The sequence below is a fragment of the Bacillus sp. CCB-MMP212 genome (assembly GCF_022748145.1).
Lineage (GTDB): Bacteria > Bacillota > Bacilli > Bacillales > Bacillaceae_G > Bacillus_A > Bacillus_A cereus.
Map to the genome: position 1 here is coordinate 329632 of NZ_JALDQE010000006.1, position 21246 is coordinate 350877.

A 21246-nucleotide genomic window follows, 5' to 3' on the forward strand; every position below is an offset into this window, starting at 1 on the left:
GTGTTGTATGGTATAGTGAGAAAGTATGTTTGGGGAGAAGGAAGGAGATTATACGATGAATACAACTACTCAAACTCCTTCATTATCAGAAACGATGAAAGAGTGGCATTATGCATTAGCATATGAAATTAAACATTGGAAAACGATAGGTGGTAGTAAAATTTCTATCATGAACGGTCGTTTTTTATATACAGATTATGAGAATACAGTGTATGTATTTCAGCTTATTTCGGAAGTAAGCTTACCTGAAGGATCACCAATTCGAATTGAGTTCGATGGTGAGGAAGCGACAGGAGAAGTATTATCTGTACATGGATTAGAAATAGAATTGAAATTAAATGATTATATACAAGGTGAAATAAGAGAAGCGGTTTTATACAGTGAACCGTGGCAACTTTTAGAGCAACTGCAAGAGCGATTGAAAGAAGCACGTAAAGACAAGCTAAAACGTAATCGTATAAAGCGTCTTGTTGATGGGACGAGCAGTCCGAAACATATTGAGAAGATGAAAAATCCAAAAAATGAACTGGCATATCGCGCGTTTTACAATCCGACAACGTACGTATGGGGACCGCCGGGAACAGGGAAGTCTTACAATTTATCACGTATTATTTCGGCTCATTATCAAAAAGGAAAATCGGTACTTGTGTTAGCTCATAGTAACGCGGCAGTAGACGTATTAATGAGTGAAGTAACGAAGCAAATTGAAAAGAAAAAGAAATGGACGCCTGGCGAAATTGTTCGTTACGGTTATAGTCAGCATGAACATATACGAAATCATGAAACGTTACTTGCATCTAAGTTAGTTGAAACGACGAACGGATCATGGGGTGAGGAAAGACTCTACTTAGAAGAGACACGCCAAGATCTTCGTGAAAAAATCTTATCGTATAAAGCAACATCTGCTGATAAGAAGCGTATACAAGAGATTGAAAGTGAGCTTCGAAAGCAAAAGGCTAAAATTAAAGAAGTAGAAAAAGAATATATTGAAAATGCGAAAGTAATCGGCGCAACTTTATCGAAATGTGCCATTGATGCGCTAATTTATGAGCGTACATTTGATTTAGTTGTCGTAGATGAGGTGAGTATGGCGTTCGTTCCGCAAATTGCATTAGCTGCTTCACTTGGGAAACGTATCGTCGTTTGCGGTGACTTTTTACAGTTACCTCCAATTGCGATGGCAAACCATGAACTCGTTCGCAAATGGCTTGGGGAAGATATGTTTTACCACGCTGGGATTGTTGATTCTGTAAATAAATCAGAAGCGCATCCGAACCTATTTATGTTGCAGGAACAAAGACGTATGCATGCGGATATATCGAAGTTTACGAATTCATTTATTTATAAAAATAGAGTATACGATCATCCGTCTGTTTCAGAGCGTAAAGAACTTGCGCAATTGCAACCGTTCGCAAATGAAGCGAGTGTTTTATTTGATACGAGCCAAATGGGAGCTTTTTCGTTAAAAGATGCTGCTTCTGGTTCACGTTTTAACATTATGTCTGGTTTAGTAGCGATGCAAATGATGTTAATCGGATTGTTAGACGGTATTCAATCAATTGGTGTTGTGACACCTTACAGGGCGCAGTCACGCTTTTTATCGACGTGTATTAGAGAAATGTTGCAGAGAACGAAATATCAAAACATACCAGTTTTAGCGGCGACAGTTCATAAGTTTCAAGGTTCTGAAAGAGATATGATGATCTTTGATACAGTTGACAGTTATCCGCAAGAACGACCTGGCGTGTTATTCTTTGACCATAAAAATCATCGCCTCGTCAATGTAGCAGTGACAAGGGCGAGAGGGAAGTTCATTCAATTATCAGATTGCCATTATATGCGTAAAAATCTTTCTAGAAAACAAGCGTTATCGCAATTAACAGCTCATATAGAACGTCATGGAGATGTGTATGATCGCACGACATCAAGACAATTGTGGGAACGGAAAATTTCGAAACGTTTACGCTGGTTTATGGAAATGAATCTTGAAGAGCCGAAAGGGCTATTAAAAGATATTTTAGCCGCAAAACGAAAAATTATTATTTCACTTCCAAGTACAAAACAAGTGGATAAGCGAGTATGGCAAGCGTTAATGCGTACAAATGCACAGATAATAGTTTATAGTGATGGACCAGTTCCACTGAAAAATGTAAAGTTACAAAGACAAAATAAAGCATTCCCGTTTATCGTAATTGATGATGAAATCTTCTGGGCAGGCGCACCGCTCACATCTCAAATGATATTTGAAGGTAGCACGGAATTTCCGTACGTATGTGCAAGACTGCAAGCACCAGAAACAATTGGTGTATTAAAAGGATTTTTAGATATTCGGTAAATTCGGATAGGAATTCCTTGACTTTTACTTGGAATGAACTTAGAATAAAAAATAATTTAATATAATTTTATGAAAATTCTTATCACGAGAGGTGGAGGGACTGGCCCTATGATACCTCGGCAGCGGATTCGTTATGAATACTGTGCCAATTCCAGCAAGGTAACTTGAAAGATAAGAAAGAAGCTCATTTTGACTGTATATACAGAAGCCTCTTTCTATCTTTTAGAAAGAGGCTTTTTTACGTGAAAATAAAAGGAGGAAGAACAATGGGAGCGACAGGAGTAACGTCACAAAGAAAAACAATTGAAGAGAGTATCGAAAGAAATAAGGAAAAGTACATAGAAACAAGTCATGATATTCATGCGAATCCAGAGATTGGTAACCAAGAGTTTTATGCATCTAGAACGTTAAGTTTATTGCTAGGCAGTGCAGGATTTCAGTTGCAGCACAATATAGCTGGACATGAAACGGGATTTATCGCGCGAAAAAGCTCTGGAAAACAAGGACCAGCAATCGCATTTTTAGCGGAGTACGACGCTTTACCAGGACTAGGCCATGCGTGTGGTCACAATTTAATCGGCACAATTAGTGTTGCAGCAGCAATTGCATTATCAGAAACGCTTGAAGAAATTGGCGGGGAAGTTGTTGTGTTTGGTACGCCAGCAGAAGAAGGCGGGCCAAATGGTAGCGCGAAATCAAGTTATGTAAAGGCAGGTTTATTTAAAGACATTGATGCGGCGCTTATGATTCATCCGAGCGGAAAAACAGCGACAACGAGTCCTTCACTAGCAGTCGATCCACTTGATTTTCATTTTTACGGAAAAACAGCTCACGCTGCAGCTTCGCCAGAAGAAGGGATTAATGCATTAGATGCGGTTATTCAGCTCTATAACGGTATTAACGCACTTCGCCAACAACTTCCGTCAGACGTGAGAATTCATGGCGTCATTACAGAGGGCGGAAAAGCACCTAATATTATTCCTGACTATGCCGCAGCAAGATTCTTCATCCGCGCAGCAACGAGAAAAAGATGCGCGGAAGTAACAGAAAAAGTAAGAAACATTGCTGAGGGAGCAGCGTTAGCAACAGGTGCAAAAGTAAAAATCCATCAATTCCAAAATGAAATCGATGAATTACTCGTAACAAAAACATATAACGATATTGTAGCGGAAGAACTAGAACTATTAGGTGAAGATGTAAATCGTAAAGAAAGAGTAGGGATCGGTTCAACCGACGCAGGAAACGTAAGTCAAGTTGTACCGACAATTCATCCGTACATTAAAATCGGACCAGATGATTTAATTGCACATACGAATGAATTTAGAGAAGCAGCACGTTCAGAACTTGGAGATAAAGCATTAATTACATCGGCAAAAGCATTAGCAAATACGGCGTATCGATTAATTACGGAAGAAGGGTTGTTAGAGAAGGTGAAGGAGGAGTTTAGAGAGGCGCAGAGGAATCAAGGGTAAGGGGATTAAAGTGCTCTTTTCAAAGAGTAATCTAATTAATAAGTAGAGATACAAAAAGAACATTGAAATATCAATGTTCTTTTTTGTTTACTAGTCATTGATTTTGTTGGTTTTTCTCAAGAAAGAGAAACTTTTACTGTTAGTGAGGATAATACGTATCCCTTTATCAAAACGACAATTTCTCCTCAAATTCACTCTTTAATACTATTAAAGGAGATGACAAGCCAAATTGCATTAAGGAGTCTAAAAATGCAGCGAGGGAATCCATCGAATCGCTCATGACCTTCATCATATAATTAAATTCCCCACTAATTCGAAATAAATCTGTTACTTCAGGAGCTGCATTACAATACTGGATAAAATCAGAGCATTGGCTCGTTTTAAACATGATGAATGCTTGAATGTTTTTATTAATTTTTGCAGGCTCAAATTTCGTTCGATAAGCCGCTATAACTCCTTGATCTTCAAGCTTGTTAATACGTTCTTTTACAGCAGGTTGCGTCATGGATATAATTCGTCCTATTTCTGAAACAGAAATTCTCGCATTTTCATACAACAAGTTCATAATTTTATGATCGATTTCATCCAGTTTTACGGCGTTTTGCATTGTGTAGCCTCCTTGTTTTGTTTTCTAAAGTGAATCGCAAATTATAACTATAATATCATAAGTGAACGAACTAAAACACCTATAAATATGTATTTAAAATGATTGTTTTTTGCATGAAAATATAATTATAGGATTTATCAAACGGAAATTTAGGAAGGATGGAAAAAATGAAGAATCTTGATGGAAAAGTAGCGTTAGTAACAGGAGCGAGTCGCGGAATTGGCCGTGCGATTGCGATGAGATTGGCGAAAGATGGAGCATTAGTTGCGATTCACTACGGCCGAAATAAAACAGCTGCAGATGAAACGATTAGTGAGATTGAATCTAATGGAGGAAAAGCGTTCTTAATTGAAGCTGAACTCAATTCAATTGATGGTGTCAAAAAGCTAGTAAAACAGTTAAAGAATGAATTACAAATAAAAGTTGGTACATCAGAGATTGATATTTTAGTAAACAATGCAGGGATAGGTACACAAGGAACGATTGAAAATACGACAGAAGAAGTTTTTGATGAAATTATGTCTGTGAATATTAAAGCACCATTCTTTTTAATTCAGCAAACATTACCATTAATACGAGCAGAGGGCCGTGTGATTAACATTTCATCAGCTGAAGTACGACTTGGTTTTACAGGCTCAATTGCATACGGTTTAAGTAAAGGTGCATTAAATACGATGACACTGCCTCTAGCTAAACATCTTGGAGAAAGAGGTATAACAGTGAATACAATTATGCCTGGATATACGAAGACAGATATCAATGCAAAATTGCTAGATGATCCGGAAATACGAAATTTTGCTACAAACTCATCTGTGTTCGGACGAATAGGGCAAGTTGAAGATATTGCAGATGCAGTAGCATTCCTTGCTTCTTCTGATAGCCGCTGGGTAACGGGGCAGATTTTAGATGTTTCTGGTGGGTTTTGTTTATAGGGGCACTACTCCATAGCTATCAAGATAATCAAGTAAATTACTAGTTATGAAACGATCCTTGTTTCATAACTAGTAATTTATAGAAAGGTAGGGATGATAAAGAAGTCTATTAAAACGTGATTTTTTCGCTAGGCAATTTGAATAAGGGGGCTATTTTTCATTATTCGTAATCTAAAATAATCAAATTTTATTTTACAGTAACAATAAAACAAAATTATTGACCGCATGGTACAAAAAGGGTATTCTATTCATGTTATCTTTAAAATGAGAGGAGGATACGATTGAATAAACGCGGCAGACCTCGAGAGTTTGATTATTCCTCAATTGTAGATGTTGCAATGAAAACATTTTGGTTAAGAGGATATGAAGGGTGTTCTACACAAGATTTATGCAGTGATACAGGACTTGGAAAAGGAAGTTTATACAATACTTTCGGTAGTAAACATGAACTGTATAAACAAGTATTAGAACGCTACCATGAAATTGGGATTAGGGAACAAAGGAAATTGTTACATACTTCAATTCCAGTTAAAGAACGATTAAGTAATTTTTTTGAATGGGCATTGAAAGAAGACTTTGAGAATATGGATCAAAAAGGATGTTTATTGATTAATGCCAGTATAGAACGTGCTAAAAACGATTTAATGGTACAAGAAATTTTCTCGAAGCATGTTGAACTTCTTAAACAAGCTATTGAAACAGTGATGGAGGAAGGATTGCAAACAGGTGAAATTTCAAAGAAGCAATCAGCTGAGGAATTAGCTAGTCTGCTTTTAAGCAGTTATTACGGATTCCGTGTTCTTAATGTATCGATGCAAAATCGGATGTTGTCTGAACAAGTTATCAAAGGAACAATAGAGTCTATTTGTGGCGCTTAGTGCGCTCTTTTTTCGCACTATTTTTGTACCGATCATTACAATAATGAATAAGGAGTGTTTTTATGCCATCGATTATTTATTTATTAGCTTTAGCAATCTTTTGTATGACTACATCAGAATTTATGGTTGCAGGTATGATGAATGAACTTGCTCTTGCATTCCAGGTTCCTGTATCATCTATTGGGTATTTAATTTCAGCTTATGCAGGAGCAATGGTAATAGGAGGCCCCATTTTAACTGCAATCCTCTTACGAATGCGCAGCAAACAAGCATTATTGTTTTTAATGTTCATATTTTTAATTGGTCAATCGCTCGGAGCTATCGCTTGGAACTATGATATTATGATGATTTCACGTATTATAACTGGTATTGCTTCAGCTTCAGCTTTTGGAGTTGCGATTTCCTTTTCTGCGACATTGGTTCACTCTGATTCAAGGGGAAAAGCTGCATCAATTGTACTTGCAGGTTTAATGTTCGCAACTGTATTAGGTTTACCTATAACGACCGTTATTTCGCAATATTTTGGCTGGCGTATTAGTTTTGGGGCTGTTTCTGTTCTTGTGCTAGTATCAGGGATTATGATTCAACGGTTGTTACCATCCTCTTCAAATAAAGAGCAATTAAATTGGAAAGACGAACTTCTGCGATTTAAGAATATTCATCTTTGGGCAGCGTATATAACAAGTATGTTCATTATTGGTGGTACGTTTGCAGCATTTAGTTATTTCACTCCTATCTTTACAAATGTTACAGGGTTTTCAAGTGCAAGTATTCCATATTTACTTGCTCTCTATGGTAGTGCGACGGTAATTGGGAATATAATAATTGGCAAGTTCGCTGATAAATTTACAATGAAAATACTTACGGGTGGATTAATTATATTAATCATAGCGTTGTCTTTATTTGCTTTAAGTGCAGAGAATAAATACATTGCAGTGATTTCTACGATTTTTATTGGTTTAACTGGTGTAGCATTGAATCCAGCTATGGTTGCGAGGGTGATGAAGACAGCTAGTAATGGCATAATGATAAATACCGTTCATAGTTCTTTTATTACGCTAGGTATTGTTATTGGTTCGTCACTAGGTGGTATTGGGATCAGTAAAGGATATGGTTTTGTATCTCCGCTATGGATTGGAGCTTGTTTAGCTATCCTTGGGGTAATTTCGTTATTCCCATATTTACATAAAGGAAAGGCAGATTAAGATGTTTAAAATTTCTTTATATGAGGTACCGCCACATCGCTATCAAGCTAAGCTTATGCAAAGTCCATTTTAGGCGAAATTGTTTCTTTTTCTAAAGGGCAAGTGTAGGTGATTGAAAGATTTGCATACGAAATAAACCTTAACGGGTTTCACTTTTTTGAATTAAGCGGCTTGATTATCAGACATGGTACAATTGTAAACGACACCTAATATATCAAAGACCGTTTTTTTCTCATATCGATAAGATTTCCGCCCGTTTTGCTGTAGGAGGTTGAACAGGAGAATGAGAATCTTTGATAATTCTTGGGTGTCTTTCTGTATGGCTTGATAAATAAGAAAAAAATAATCTCTAATCATATATATGGCCTTATATTCACTCAGCTCTCGTTTCTTTTTCATAAGAAGTAATTGACGCATTTGAAACATAGTAGAAGAACAGAGGAGAATGGCGATCAGTTGCCCATACAAATGGCATTCTAATCTTTCTCGTTTTATCTTTTTACAATGGTGAATATAAAAGAATGATTTCCATGTTTTAAATAAAATCTCGATTTGCCAACGTAAAGAGTACAAATCATGTACTTGTCCCATCGAGACAATATCTGTAGAGGCGTTTGTCATATATACATTGATACCACTAAGTCGTTTGCTACGAGGAGAATACGTCATTCCTTTCTTTTTTTCTCGTATAGCTTGATCACGTAATCGTTTTTGTTGTTGTTCTTTTGTTAGCCGATGAACAATCACACGAGTTGGGACTTTATCAGTCATTCCTACATAAGCGTCGGATATTTCATATGTTTGTCCTGGTTGAAGAGAGCTCATTAAAACCTCCATATCTATCTGGATATACTCTGTACCTTTCTTGATTCTGCTATCTTGAAAATAATCAGGGTTAGGATTTTTTTGATAAATACGTGTATTCGATTTAATACGTGAGATAGAATAAGCTTTTTTATCTTGTATATGTTAAAGATGTTTCAAATAAAAGAATGGGGCAGTTAATGTAGAAGCATTTGATAAAAAAATCGCATAAATGAATTCAAAAAATAGAAATACATTTAATAAAACATATATGGACTTTTCTTTAATATCATAGCTTCAGTTTAACGATAGATAATTACCATGTAATTAGCCGTGCTAAAAAATACATATGATATTTCTATCTCCAGAGTTATATAATAGTGAGCTGTTGTACGTTAATACCACGAAATTTCTTCAATTTCTTTTTTATACTCTTTTTCATCATCTTTGTTTAACTTTTTATTATTAATGTAAACATAGTGCCATTCATAATTTTGTTTTTCTAAATATACATAGAAAACTATTTGTACATGTTCTTTTTCACTATTATCATAACCTGTAAATTCAACTACATAATGTTTTCCTTCTTTTTTTATATACTTCCATTTCGAGTTAGTGGTAAAGGATTCTAATGTCTCTCCTTCTTCACTCCAACGTACAACATTTTTCACATTTGTTTGGGTTGGTAAATATGCTAATTTTATGTCCATAATGTAAAGAAATGATAATAAAAATAGATTGAGGCATAGCATAATTTCAATGTGAGTGCCACCTTTTGCTCGTAAATACAGGTCTTGTTGAGTTTGAGGTAAACTCTTCACTTTTCCTAGAATTTGTATAGCGTGCTTAAAATACCAACGATTACCGTTCCACCCTACAACAAAACAAAATTCTAAATATAAGACTATGTCTACCCACAATGGGATATCTATTAGATGGAAAATAATAAACCATGGAATTTGTAGTAGTCCTAAGAGAAAGAAAAGTTTATACATTTTTCGATATGCTATCCAAAATAACGTGAAGAAGAAGGCTATCCAATTCCAAGTATTTTCTTTTGCTGGATCTTTAACTTCTCCCCATTTAAAGTCATAATAAGATTTCTTATTTTGAACGATTTTAAGTAGTGCTGGAAATGATGTAGCTTCTCCATCTAAATTAGTTATTTTCATCAAAAATTCCTCTCAGTACTGTTTGCATATAATTAGAAAGTGAAGGTAAATCGACAGTTTCGTTTTTCATACTTCTTCAATATGTTATGTATTTTTATAAATTTAATTTTGGTATTTATCATTTTTCTCTAAAGTGTTTTGATGAAAATAATTCTTCATTCATCAGACCAAAGTTCACTCATCAAATATATGAAATTGCAAATTATGGAGTTATCTCATGAAGTGAGACAACATTTACAGATTATTTCTGAAATGAGTGAAATGATAAATAGGAACATAGATCTCATTTCACTCCAACGTAGACACTACGATATATTAATTGGAAAGAGGAGTGAAATAAGTGTCATAACGCAAAGATTACAAATCGATATTAATGATATGGATGAACATTTTAATTCTTATATAAAAGAGTACAAATGAGTGATTTTCAAATAGTAGGTTCTCCATCTGCCATTTTCTATGATGAAGAGTATATTCCGAACCACAATGATATTGAATTAAGAATTCCAATTATATATGATAACACTGGAAATGTATCGCGGGATTGGGAGATAAAAAGCTAGATCAGCATCAAATTGTTACTACCTTACATCATGGGAGTTATGACGATATAGGTTACGATTATATGGCACTAGAAGAATGGATCAAGAATAATAGATATTCTGATAGTTGCTCCACTATATGAAGTCTATTTAAAGGGTCCCGAATGTGATTGTCCAGTGGAGGATTATGCGACGCAAATTTGATATTCGGTTATTAAAAAATAACAACAATAATGATTTGACCTTGACAATATGTTAACGTTTATTCTATTTTCAAAAGTAATTTATCTTAATAAAATAGGTAGAATCTAATTATTTAGTTCACATTTTAATCCAAGGGGTACAAATTTGATGCGACGTGAAAAGGATTTGTTGAAACAATGGAAGGCGGATTTGCAAGCTATTCAAGAAGAGAAGAGACTGAAGAAGAAGAAGGCTAAGAAAAAGAATAAGAATAAGAAATATAGCATTCCGGGTAATACAGTTGACTTCATGGATGGCAAGAATACTTATCGTAAAGAGAATGGGGTATGGAAACAAAGGAATAAATAAAGTGAGGATAAATGATTTTGATTAAGTGTATGGAAATTACTGTAGGTGCTGACATAATCTAGCTAGCGTCTTATTTGTTGTTAAGGAAAGATACTGAAGCAAAAACAGAGTTTGTTAACAAATACACTAAAATTGCGAAAACTAAATTTGAAAACAAATACTATAGTAAATATGAATGGACCATACAGCGGGATAGTAAATGAAGAGATTCAATTTCATAGTGATGGTACAAAAAGTGAAAATGAAAAAGTTATTTCTTATCTATGGAACTTTGGAGATGATACAACAAGTACAGGAGCAAATCCTACCCATGTATATGGAGAAAAAGGAACATACACTGTGGAATTAACAGTAAAAGATAGTAGGGGAAAAGAAAGCAAAGAACAAACAAAGTTACTGTAAAACAAGATCCGCAAACAGGTGAATCCCATGAAGAGGAGAAGGTACTCCCGTTTAATACGCTTGTAAAAGGAAATCTGATTACTCCTGATCAAACAGATGTTTATACGTTTAATGTTACAGATCCAAAAGAAGTAGATATTTCTGTGGTAAATGAACAAAATATTGGGATGACATGGGTACTTTATCATGAATCAGACATGCAAAATTATGTAGCTTGTGGTGAAAATGAAGGAAATGTTATAAAGGGGAAATTTACAGCGAAACCAGGTAAATATTATTTAAATGTATATAAATTCGATGATAAAAACGGTGAATATTCATTATTAGTAAAATGAATTTATTTCTAACATGTATAGAATGATTGTTTTAAGGAGGAGTCTGTTAGGATAGGCTCCTCCTACTTTTTATTTACATATTAGAACCATTAAGAATAGAAAAAAATCGTGTTTGAAAAAAGTTTAATTATTTCCTATCTGCATTACTATAATATCAGACTCTTTTCTTTAATAAGTCTAAAAGTTAATGTACAAAATTCAAGTGCTTATAAGGAATACTTAGCTAACTGTTCACCCCAAGATGATAATTCAGTTTCAATAAATCCTGCTTTTTTATATACAAATTTAGCTGTAAGGTTTTCAGGAGCATATCCAATCATTATTTTAGAAATGTTTGGGTTATTATTGCTTCTTATCTTATCAATTACCAGAGGTATAGCTTGTTTACCTATACCTTGCCCTTGAAATTTTTTATCAATCATAAGTCTATAAATCCAATAATTATTATCATCAGGATCTATCCCAAACATAGTAAATCCTATCATTTTTTCATCAAGATAAATACCGTTTGCATAGAAATTATCTAGAAATTGAACTTCTGCGATAGAATAAAGGTTGGATGCAATAAATGTTTGTTGTTCTTCTGTAACAGAAAGTGTAATTGCTTCTTCCCAATTACTTTTGTCAATAGCCTTTAAATAAATCTTATTCAATCTGAAACTCTCCTTCCAATATTGAAGAGGAAGCACATAGTTTATGGGCTAGTGATACGTTATCCTCTTGTTTTTTTGCCCAATCAAATAGAAATATTTTCTCATCGACAACGCCTCCTTAAAGTTACAATTCAAAAAACATTATTATAATCAATATCAATATAAATATATTTTATCCACTATAAATTATTTTCCTGTTGAAAAGATTCTATTTTTCTGTCTAATTTATCCAAGGTATATGATACCAAGTATCGGGAGAATCTCTTTGCAAACAATTATATTTCACTTTGAATAAAGAATAATGTTTTTTGTTTTGGAGAAGAATATGATTGTTAACTTGATAGCAGTGTGGCGGTACACTATTGTCATCAACCTATTATTCTATGATTTTTGTTTCTATTTACTTATATTTTCATTGTTGCTGAACTCTACTTCATTAAAAGTTTGTTTATACCCCAGATTACCTCGTGTGAAAATAAGAATAAGTAAAGCGACAAATCCCAATCCTATCACTACAAATATATCCGTATTCTTTATAACAGGGTTGGTGGAATGAGTTTGTGCTAAACTAAACGTATTTATACTCGCATGAATTAGTATGACAATAAATAAATTACCGTGATTGCAGTTATAGCTCCAAGTAAGAATGATTGAGATCGGCAAACATAGTAAAATAAAAATTGGCAAATGGATATATAGGAGAGAAAGGTCAGAACCCGGGCCACCCTTTTGTGCAGCCGTTAAGAAATGTGGAAGATGCCAGAAAGTCCACAAAACACTAAGTAGTAAAGTAGCTTTTAACGGTCCAAATTTCGATTGTAATCGAGGCAGAGCGAAACCACGCCATCCGATTTCCTCGGGTAAAGGCCCACCGAGAAAGAAAATTGCTATAAAAGAGAAGAGATAGGTTATAAAAAATTCAAAATTAAGGTCACGGAAAGTAGGTATCTCTCCATTTACTATTACCATACCCAGAAACATTGCAGCGGGGATAACGATGAGGGTAAAAAAGTACCACTTCAAACCGACCTTAGTAGTTAGAATGCTGTTTCTAATTTTTTTCCATGACTCTTTGCCTTCAAGAATTCGGATCATGATACATGCTGCTAGCATAGGACCTACAAATGCATTGGCATAAAAGAAAAGATTAAACATTTTTGTTTTCGGGAAAATACCCCATTGTGACAAGATAAATGGAATTAATACAACCCACGAGAAAACATATGCCATAAAAAAAAATGAAGTTAACGGATAGAATTCCAAATACCTTCTCAAACCTGTTGATGAATTTTTTGATTTTGTTAAATAATCCAACACAATCACCTCTTCATTTATATAAACCTGCATCCGTGCTAATTCTACATGTTTTGATAAAGAACCTTTTTGATGTAATAATGTTCACTAAAATTTATTTGGTTTGCCGGCTCCAAATAAGAGAAAAAAACTTGCAGAATCTTTCTGTAAGGTTTTTTCTTTAAAAGTATGAGCTATCAGTACTAAAAACCTACAGTACCATATCTAATCTTGTTTCATTAGTTAATTCAATAGTATTAGTAACATCAGTTGGAGAGTTATTTTTAGTTTAGTTTGATTCCTTCTCCTTATCAGCACGGAACTTGTTTAGCATCTCCATAATAATCCATAAGGGGACACCTTTATCTCTTAATATTTTCCATAAATCCATTTCAGTAAATTTGACACTAGATTGTTTTTCTTCTTTTTCTGATGACCGAATATCAAATTTGATAGCTAAATCATTAGTAGCTTCTTTTCCCTGAGTAGAAGGGAAGCCTTGAGTATTTTTTTTTGTACCCACAGTTGAATATATTGTAGATTGATTTACATTATGTGCATGTAACCCAAATTCCATTTCTTGCATATATTTTATATTAATTTAATATATAAATGTAATTGTTTTAAATGTGCTTTGTAAAAATAGCAAATACTAATTAAGTGTGAAGTTAAAATTCAATTCTATATAAATAGGGGTATCACCCATCGCTATCAAGCTAAGAAAGGTAAATGCCCCCAGAACGAGATTTTGTGCTAACTTGTAGCAAAATAGCTCATTTTTTCGTTTTGGGGGCATTTCTTTTTCTTAAGTTAATGGATATGTATGGTGACCTCTATTAGTCGATAGTGAATGAACAATTTCGGGGTTCAGTTCAACTTTATTCAAAATAAGATTTTTTTGCAGTAAAATCAATGTTAGTGGAACTTTTTTAATCAAACTTTTTTAAAAATTAACATAAATACTTGCAATATTTAAATTAGTACTATATAGTTCTAGTTATGACAAAGATAAAATTAATGAATCAAAAACGTGTGATTGAAGTAGCTGCAACATTATTTTTAGAAAAAGGGTTTGCTTATACAAGTATGGATGAATTAGTACGTGTAAGCAAAGTTTCAAAGTCTAATGTGTATTATCACTTTTCTAATAAGGAAGTATTATTAGAAGGGGTCGTTGATTATTGGATTGAAATGTATCAATCTGCAATTGATGACGTACTTTCTCAGAACCAATTTTTAGTTGAAGATCGTATCCAACTGTTTTTAAAGCAATTATCACAAGGAGTTCAGTCGAGAGAGTATAAGGGGAGCTGTCCATTTATTACTCTTTATATTCAAAGTCCTACACAGGCCACGCAAATAAAAGAAAAAATAGGTCTTTTTTTTACAGGATTACAAAAGAAAGTTTCTCTATTACTTAAACAAGGGGTAGAGAATGGAGAATTTAGAAATACGATTAATATTGATGAGGTTGCATCACTTTTTATTACAAATCTTGAAGGAGCGTTATTTATTTCAGAAACATTGAAGGATGCAACTGTAATCACGAAAACAGCAGATCATTTTTTAAAATTGCTTCGATAAAAGAAGCATTTTTTTTACATTAAATTAGTACTAAGCGGTACTAAAAGGGGGATTTTATATGAGAACAGTATTTTTAACTGGTGGAACAGGCTTTATTGGAAAGCAATTAGTAAAAGAATTAGCCAAAGAGGATGTTAAAATTCTTCTTTTAGTGAGGTCGAAAAATAAAGCAACACGCCTTTTTCAAGAAAGAGGCATCTTAAAAAAGGAAGTTATGCACTTTATTGAAGGTGATTTGACGAAAATAGATTTAGGTCTAAGTGCTGAAGATAAGGAGAGGGTATTGAAAACGGATGTGATTATTCACGCAGGAGGCCCCATGGATATTCAAGCGACAAGTAAAGAGGCAGCTTCCGTATTTTTAAATGGCGCCAAACATATTAGTGAATTAGCTAAAAGTATTCATCAATTGAAGGGTTTGCAACAATTTATTCATGTTGTAGGTTATATGAGTCCCTTTGATGATAAAAATAGCAAGATTGCAATTGATGTGTTTAAAGAAGGAAACAATTATTTGAAAATAAAAAATCCATATGAGAGAACAAAATTTTTAGCAGATCTTTATATCCGTCAGCAGGCATCAGCAGTAGGTTATCCGCTTTCTGTAATTAATCCGCCAACTGTAGTCGGTAGTAGTAAAACAGGGAGTACAGAGCAGATAGCAGGATTAGGTTTGCTTGTGATGAGTATGCGAAGAGGGCTCATGCCAGTGATTCCTGGATGTAAGGGATATAGGTTACCACTTATTTCAAACGATGAGCTTGCGAAGTTTATTGTGCAGGTTTTCAGATTGGAGCAACCGACTATTCAAACATATACACTTGTTGAAGACAAACAGCACGATCAAAACATTGCTGAATTATTAAGTATTATGTCGGAAAGTATGAATATGAGGGCACCAAAAATCTCTGTTCCAATGCCATTTATGAAAGCAATTATGAATAGTGGAGGAAGTAAAATAACAAAAATTCCTTCTGATGGACTGAATTTTATTACAAAACAAAAATTTTTAAATGTTTCAGCGAAAAAAATTATGGGAGGAGATTGGTTTAAGAAGACGAGTGTAATGAAATTTTTCCCTGCCGTAGTAGCTGATCTGGATTATCGAATAATGTATCAAAATGGCCGGCATAATCATTTATTTAAACGAACATTATGCGATAACACTACCCTTTACCAATTACAAGGAGAGGGTAAACCGTTTATATTATTACATGGTTTATTGAGTGATGGAGAGGACTTATTTCCTTTAGCACAAGAGCTTCATGAAAAAACTGGTCAACCTGTATGGATCCTGGATCTTCCAGGTTTGGGACGGTCTCCTTTTAAACTAGAGAAAAATCTTCTAGATATCTATTTGAATGTAGTGAAAAAGTTATTGGAGAAAGCTACGAATGGTGCACATCTAATTGGCCATTCATTCGGTGCGTTTATTCTTCTGGAAGCGTTGGTACAAGAGTACATAGATAAGAAGTATTCAATCACTTTACTTCAGCCACCTGTTGCTAAAAAAAATGCTAAATCGCTAAATGTTCCTCAATTTATGAACAAATGGACATTAAAATTGGCAACTACTAATTTGATAGGGCGATATTTATTAAGTAATGGTTTGTTTGAAAGTATGGAGAGCATCCCTGAATATTATATTGAAAAAATAAGAAAAAGTTTTACTTCTCCTAGAATTTTAAATACTACGGTTCAGCTTAACAGTTTACTACTAAAAAATGATCAAGGTGATTTCAATGAAGTAACAAAGTATAATCTTCACATTATTTGGGGGGAGTATGACAGAGGCTATTCTGCTCCATCGCATCTTGGTAAGGTTGATTTTGTTCCATATGGCCATCATTTTCCTCTTAGCCATCCGAGTGAAACGGCAACATTAGTAATAAAAAATAGTAATACTAGTAGATGAGAGTGTGGGATAAATAAAAAGTGTGTAGTAAGATCGTTGTGTCTTTGAAATAAAATCGTACTGTTTGGGGGCCCGCGAACAAGACGCGAATTTTGCACGCTAAGCAAAAAAAAACAATAAGCTGTCCACATGGACAGCTTATTTACATTATTCTCGTTATTGGAAGTTGTTTTTAACTTTTCTTGATCTGAAAGAGTCAATCTTTTTTTATATAATTTATCAATAATTATTCTTTTTTCTCCGGCTGATAGGAAAGAATAACGACACCTGAACTGGTCGTTCTTGTTTCGATCAGTTTTAAAGCCTTTGTATCGTTTCCGTTTTTAAAGAGATGCTTTCCGCTTCCCACGATAACGGGATTGACCATAAAATGATATTCATCAATGAGGTCGTGTTGCATCAATGTTTGTATAAGTTCACCACTACCATAAATTAAAAGGTTCTGACCGGGCTGTTCCTTCAGTTTCGATATTTCTTCTACAATATTGCCCTTGATAAGGTTTGCATTCCATTCGGTTTCTTCCAAAGTTGTTGAAGCAACAAATTTAGGCATGCTGTTCATCTTATCAGCAAAACCCTCTTCATCAGTCATAGAAGGCCAAGCAGCTGCAAAACCTTGATAGGTTACTCGCCCTAGTAGAAGAGCTTCACTTTCAAACAGTAAATTGGATTGAAACTTTGCTACTTCTTCATTGAAGTATGGAGCAGTCCAAGCTGGTTCCTCCATGACACCATCTAGTGAGAGGTACATCGATACAATTATTTTTCCCATTTTGTTCTCCTTTAGTTTTAAATTGAGATTTTTACATATTGGTAACACAATTATTAATTCTCCAGCTAAAGAAATTCTCCCTTTTTAATAGTTTCGACAAAATGTGTTTATGTATGTTTCGGAATAATCTTATATATTAATAACTTTGAAACATTGTATAACAACTAATTTTTATGCGTTATTGATTAGCATTGCTTATTGTGCTAACGAATTAGGGTAATGTGGCGACCGACCAACTAAATAGTTGCTTATCCTCAATTATTAGAAGGAACGTTCTATCATTTCGCGAATTTATTAGACATAGACGAGTGCTATAATTTTCTATATCTACATAAAGAGGTGACTACGCATGAATCAAAGACCGTCAGAAGAAGAATACGCCGGGAGCTCCGGCGAATATATCCGTTTGGTGCCGGACGGTAACATCATCGACATTCTGCTCGCCCAGGAAAAGCAAATGACCGAGTTCCTGGCATCGTTGACCGAAAGCCAGGCCGCGTATCGGTATGCGGAAGGGAAATGGACGCTGAAAAAAGTCGTGGGCCACATTACAGACGCGGAACGCGTCATGACCTACCGCCTGCTTCGGTTCGCAAGAGGGGACCAGACGCCTCTGACCGGTTTCGATCAGGAATTGTTCATGCCTCCTTTCGGAAGCTGGACAACTGCGCAATTGGCCGAAGACTACCGGGCCGTACGGCAATCAACGATCACATTGCTGCGCGGGCTACCGGCTGAGGCGTGGACCCGCAAGGGCACAGCCAACAACCTAAGCATTACGGTGCGCGCCCTCGCGTACGGCGTCGCAGGACACGAACTTCATCACATGGCGGTCATCCGAAATCGGTATTTGAGTTAATCGCCGGCTGAGGCCATTGGAATGGAATTAACACCTCTCATACAACCTTAGATACCGTTCTTATTGGGGTCCCGCCCCACAACCATCTTAGACAATTTTTGAAATTAAAAGCACGTTACTATTCTCTTATGTTAATGAGAAAGATTGACGTGCTTTTTATGAATATGCACCAAAAACAAGAGCATATCGATTTTTCTCATTTTGGGGTATTTGTTTTTCTTAGATTGAGGGTGAGGGGGCACTACTCTATAATGATCAAATTAAAATTTAAAATAGTTATAGAGACTCCATTTCTCGGAAATATTGTAACTATTAAGTTGTAAAAAGAACCGTAGTTTTTCATTTTTGAAAAGGTTATGGTCTTTTTTAATTGTAACAAAGATATGATGCGAGGAAGTTTTTTAGATAAATCAAAAAAACTTGATTAATAAGTTGCATATAGAACTCATCTACGTATATACTATAAATATCAAAAAAAGTTGATGAAGGGAAGTGAACTACATTGGCACAAAATTTTCAGCTCTATGAGAAAAAGTTTAAAGCGTTGGCGGATCAGAAACGTTTAGAAATCATGTATGAACTTTGCCAGCGAGGACAGACGTGTGTATGTGATTTAACAGAAGTTTTTGAAATGACGCAATCTAAATTATCATATCATTTAAAAATTTTATTAGATGCAGGTTTGATTGTAAAAGAAACAAAAGGTACGTGGAGTTATTATGATTTAAATGATGCGGAAGTGGATAATTTATTATCAGAAGAATTGTGCTGTATCTTTAGAAAAACAGGGAAAGGTAGTTGTTGTTAAAATTTTGTAATATTAATCAAAAAAACTTGATTAATGACATGTAAAGAGGAGAAATAAGGTATGAGATATGTTCACGTCGGTATAAACGTTACGGATTTAGAGAAGTCTATTGAATTTTATGAAAAAGTATTTGGTGTATTACCAGTTAAAGTGAAAACAGATTATGCAAAATTTTTATTAGAGACGCCAGGACTTAATTTCACGCTGAACGTGCGAGATGAAGTGAAGGGAAATCAAGTAAATCACTTTGGTTTCCAAGTGGATACAGCTGAAGAAATTACATTACATAAAGAACGATTAGAAAAAGAAGGTTTCTTTGCGCGTGATGAGATGGATACGACTTGTTGCTATGCAGTACAAGATAAGTTTTGGGTAACGGATCCCGATGGTAATGAGTGGGAGTTCTTTTATACAAAAGCAGATAGTGATGTTCATAAAATAGAAGATCCATCTTGTTGCACGACTTCAAATGAGGTAGCTAAAAATTCTTGTTGTTAATAGGAGATGGAAAATAAAATGAAACGTTTATCCTTTCTAGATCGATATTTAACACTATGGATTTTTCTAGCAATGGCTGTTGGGATTGGTTTAGGGTTTGTGTTCCCTAGTGTAGTAGATGGACTGAATACATTACAGGTTGGAACGACGTCTATTCCGCTTGCTGTTGGATTAATTATAATGATGTATCCACCGTTAGCGAAAGTTCGCTATGAGGAAATGGGCCGAGTATTTAAAGATGTAAAAGTGTTAGTGCTATCTTTAGTACAAAATTGGATTATTGGTCCGGTACTTATGTTTGTGTTAGCAATTATTTTTCTTCCTGATAAACCAGAATACATGGTTGGTCTCATTATGATTGGGTTAGCACGTTGTATTGCAATGGTAATTGTTTGGAACGATCTTGCTGATGGGGATAAAGAGTATGCGGCAGGTTTAGTTGCTTTTAATTCGGTATTCCAAATGCTCTTTTTCTCAGTTTATGCATACGTATTTGTAACTGTAATTCCAGAATGGTTAGGGATTGAAGGTGCTATTGTCGATATTACAATGATAGAAGTAGCAAAATCAGTATTTATCTATTTGGGAATTCCTTTTATAGCAGGTATGTTGACACGCTTTGTACTAGTTAAGTTAAAAGGAAGACAGTGGTATGAAAAGGTGTTTATACCTAAAATTAGTCCACTTACATTACTTGCATTGCTATTTACGATCATCGTTATGTTCTCTTTAAAAGGGGAGATGATTGTTAGCGTGCCACTAGATGTAGTAAGAATAGCGATTCCGTTATTAATCTATTTTATTGTAATGTTTTTTGTTTCTTTCTTTATGGGAAGAAAAATTGGTGCAAACTATCCAGTAACAACAACGTTAGCATTTACAGCAGGTAGTAATAACTTTGAGTTAGCGATTGCTGTAGCGGTTGGTGTGTTTGGTATTCATTCGGGCGCAGCATTCGCAGCTGTCATTGGACCGTTAGTCGAAGTACCTGTCATGATTGCACTTGTAAATGTCGCTTTTTGGTTTAAACGTAAATATTTTAATGATCAATCAACTTAAAAACAAAGGTGGAAAACAACATGGAAAACAAAAAGACAATTTACTTTTTATGCACAGGAAATTCATGCCGAAGCCAAATGGCAGAAGCATGGGGAAAACAATATTTAGGGGATAAGTGGAATGTGTATTCTGCAGGTATTGAAGCACATGGAGTGAATCCAAATGCGATTAAAGCAATGAATGAAGTGAATATCGATATAACAAATCAAACATCAGATATAATTGATGCAAACATTTTAAATAGTGCTGACTTAGTCGTTACACTTTGTAGTCATGCGGATTCTGTTTGTCCATCTACTCCGCCGCATGTGAATCGTGTTCACTGGGGATTTGATGATCCAGCAGGAAAAGAGTGGTCTGAATTTCAACGTGTTCGCGATGAAATTGGTGAACGTATAAAGCGATTTTCTGAAATTGGGGAATAAATAAAGGCAAGAGCCAATCTTCTATTGTGTTGGAGATTGGCTCTTTTTTATTATGTATTTCATTTACTTATCGCATCGCTTTAAAACCACTATTAGTAATAATACAGAATATTATGTAAAAATGGTAAAGTTAGAATAGAGCAG

General features: G+C 34.7%; 18 protein-coding genes, 4 pseudogenes and 1 riboswitch. Of the genes and pseudogenes, 15 read left to right on the forward strand and 7 right to left on the reverse strand.

Annotated elements, in window-relative coordinates; translation table 11 throughout:
* Positions 1–25: 25 nt before the first annotated feature.
* Together MRP26_RS19105 and MRP26_RS19110 are read left to right on the forward strand one after the other, a co-directional pair.
* On the forward strand, positions 26–2335 hold the full coding sequence (locus MRP26_RS19105) for an AAA domain-containing protein (protein ID WP_141544834.1): 2310 nt from the start codon (positions 26–28) through the stop codon (positions 2333–2335).
* Between the two features lie 76 nt (positions 2336–2411).
* Positions 2412–2513: riboswitch (SAM riboswitch) on the forward strand.
* 88 nt (positions 2514–2601) lie between these two features.
* Complete coding sequence (locus MRP26_RS19110; protein WP_000501367.1) at positions 2602–3807, forward strand: M20 family metallopeptidase; 1206 nt, start codon at positions 2602–2604, stop codon at positions 3805–3807.
* A gap of 166 nt (positions 3808–3973) precedes the next feature.
* Here the strand turns inward: MRP26_RS19110 and MRP26_RS19115 are convergent, their stop codons facing one another.
* Positions 3974–4414, reverse strand: a complete 441-nt coding sequence (locus tag MRP26_RS19115; protein ID WP_001178563.1) for an Lrp/AsnC family transcriptional regulator — start codon at positions 4412–4414, stop codon at positions 3974–3976.
* A gap of 167 nt (positions 4415–4581) precedes the next feature.
* Between MRP26_RS19115 and MRP26_RS19120 the strand changes: the two genes are divergently transcribed.
* From MRP26_RS19120 to MRP26_RS19130, 3 genes are all read left to right on the forward strand, one after another.
* Positions 4582–5346: an SDR family oxidoreductase gene (locus MRP26_RS19120; RefSeq protein WP_000792650.1), complete on the forward strand. Its 765-nt coding sequence runs from the start codon at positions 4582–4584 to the stop codon at positions 5344–5346.
* 281 nt (positions 5347–5627) lie between these two features.
* Positions 5628–6224, forward strand: a complete 597-nt coding sequence (locus MRP26_RS19125; protein ID WP_001042196.1) for a TetR/AcrR family transcriptional regulator — start codon at positions 5628–5630, stop codon at positions 6222–6224.
* A gap of 62 nt (positions 6225–6286) precedes the next feature.
* The gene (locus MRP26_RS19130; protein ID WP_001139228.1) at positions 6287–7429 is read left to right on the forward strand and encodes an MFS transporter; all 1143 of its coding nucleotides are present in this window, start codon (positions 6287–6289) and stop codon (positions 7427–7429) included.
* Between the two features lie 162 nt (positions 7430–7591).
* On the opposite strand, the pseudogene MRP26_RS19135 reads toward MRP26_RS19130, so the two are convergent.
* Together MRP26_RS19135 and MRP26_RS19140 are read right to left on the reverse strand one after the other, a co-directional pair.
* Positions 7592–8398: pseudogene (locus MRP26_RS19135) on the reverse strand (IS4 family transposase); the annotation flags it as partial.
* A gap of 230 nt (positions 8399–8628) precedes the next feature.
* Positions 8629–9405, reverse strand: coding sequence for a DUF2628 domain-containing protein (locus MRP26_RS19140; RefSeq protein WP_071731940.1), 777 nt, complete (start codon positions 9403–9405; stop codon positions 8629–8631).
* Between the two features lie 141 nt (positions 9406–9546).
* Between MRP26_RS19140 and MRP26_RS19145 the strand changes: the two are divergent.
* The 3 genes and pseudogenes from MRP26_RS19145 to MRP26_RS19155 all read left to right on the forward strand — a co-directional run.
* A pseudogene (locus MRP26_RS19145) lies at positions 9547–10151 on the forward strand (GyrI-like domain-containing protein); the annotation flags it as partial.
* A gap of 147 nt (positions 10152–10298) precedes the next feature.
* Positions 10299–10499 carry a hypothetical protein gene (locus MRP26_RS19150; protein ID WP_197241668.1) on the forward strand — a complete coding sequence of 67 codons (201 nt, stop codon included), beginning with the start codon at positions 10299–10301 and terminating at the stop codon, positions 10497–10499.
* Between the two features lie 150 nt (positions 10500–10649).
* A pseudogene (locus MRP26_RS19155) lies at positions 10650–11236 on the forward strand (PKD domain-containing protein); the annotation flags it as partial.
* A gap of 206 nt (positions 11237–11442) precedes the next feature.
* Here MRP26_RS19155 and MRP26_RS19160 read toward each other — a convergent pair.
* The 3 genes and pseudogenes from MRP26_RS19160 to MRP26_RS19170 form a co-directional block, all read right to left on the reverse strand.
* Positions 11443–11889 (reverse strand): GNAT family N-acetyltransferase, encoded by a 447-nt coding sequence (locus MRP26_RS19160; RefSeq protein ID WP_053564032.1) that lies wholly within the window; start codon positions 11887–11889, stop codon positions 11443–11445.
* Between the two features lie 396 nt (positions 11890–12285).
* On the reverse strand, positions 12286–13236 hold the full coding sequence (locus MRP26_RS19165) for a CPBP family intramembrane glutamic endopeptidase (RefSeq protein ID WP_142419455.1): 951 nt from the start codon (positions 13234–13236) through the stop codon (positions 12286–12288).
* Positions 13237–13393: 157 nt separating this feature from the next.
* A pseudogene (locus MRP26_RS19170) lies at positions 13394–13759 on the reverse strand (DUF3914 domain-containing protein).
* 440 nt (positions 13760–14199) lie between these two features.
* Here MRP26_RS19170 and MRP26_RS19175 point away from each other — a divergent pair.
* Both MRP26_RS19175 and MRP26_RS19180 read left to right on the forward strand, forming a co-directional pair.
* Positions 14200–14766, forward strand: coding sequence for a TetR/AcrR family transcriptional regulator (locus MRP26_RS19175; RefSeq protein ID WP_001072324.1), 567 nt, complete (start codon positions 14200–14202; stop codon positions 14764–14766).
* Between the two features lie 58 nt (positions 14767–14824).
* Entirely contained in the window at positions 14825–16681 is a 1857-nt protein-coding gene (locus tag MRP26_RS19180) for an alpha/beta fold hydrolase (protein ID WP_242806591.1), read from the forward strand.
* A 226-nt stretch (positions 16682–16907) separates the two neighbouring features.
* Here the strand turns inward: MRP26_RS19180 and MRP26_RS19185 are convergent, their stop codons facing one another.
* Positions 16908–17453, reverse strand: a complete 546-nt coding sequence (locus MRP26_RS19185; RefSeq protein ID WP_197241670.1) for a dihydrofolate reductase family protein — start codon at positions 17451–17453, stop codon at positions 16908–16910.
* Positions 17454–17802: 349 nt separating this feature from the next.
* On the opposite strand from MRP26_RS19185, the gene MRP26_RS19190 reads away from it, so the two are divergent.
* From MRP26_RS19190 to arsC, 5 genes are all read left to right on the forward strand, one after another.
* A complete protein-coding gene (locus tag MRP26_RS19190; protein ID WP_197241671.1) occupies positions 17803–18312 on the forward strand; it encodes a DinB family protein in 510 nt (169 codons plus the stop codon).
* Positions 18313–18814: 502 nt separating this feature from the next.
* The gene (gene arsR / locus MRP26_RS19195) at positions 18815–19120 is read left to right on the forward strand and encodes an arsenical resistance operon transcriptional regulator ArsR (protein WP_071731954.1); all 306 of its coding nucleotides are present in this window, start codon (positions 18815–18817) and stop codon (positions 19118–19120) included.
* 60 nt (positions 19121–19180) lie between these two features.
* Complete coding sequence (locus MRP26_RS19200) at positions 19181–19618, forward strand: ArsI/CadI family heavy metal resistance metalloenzyme (RefSeq protein WP_197241673.1); 438 nt, start codon at positions 19181–19183, stop codon at positions 19616–19618.
* An 18-nt stretch (positions 19619–19636) separates the two neighbouring features.
* Positions 19637–20677: an ACR3 family arsenite efflux transporter gene (gene arsB, locus MRP26_RS19205; RefSeq protein ID WP_000826550.1), complete on the forward strand. Its 1041-nt coding sequence runs from the start codon at positions 19637–19639 to the stop codon at positions 20675–20677.
* A gap of 20 nt (positions 20678–20697) precedes the next feature.
* Positions 20698–21102 carry an arsenate reductase (thioredoxin) gene (gene arsC / locus MRP26_RS19210; RefSeq protein ID WP_098313836.1) on the forward strand — a complete coding sequence of 135 codons (405 nt, stop codon included), beginning with the start codon at positions 20698–20700 and terminating at the stop codon, positions 21100–21102.
* Positions 21103–21246: the final 144 nt, after the last annotated feature.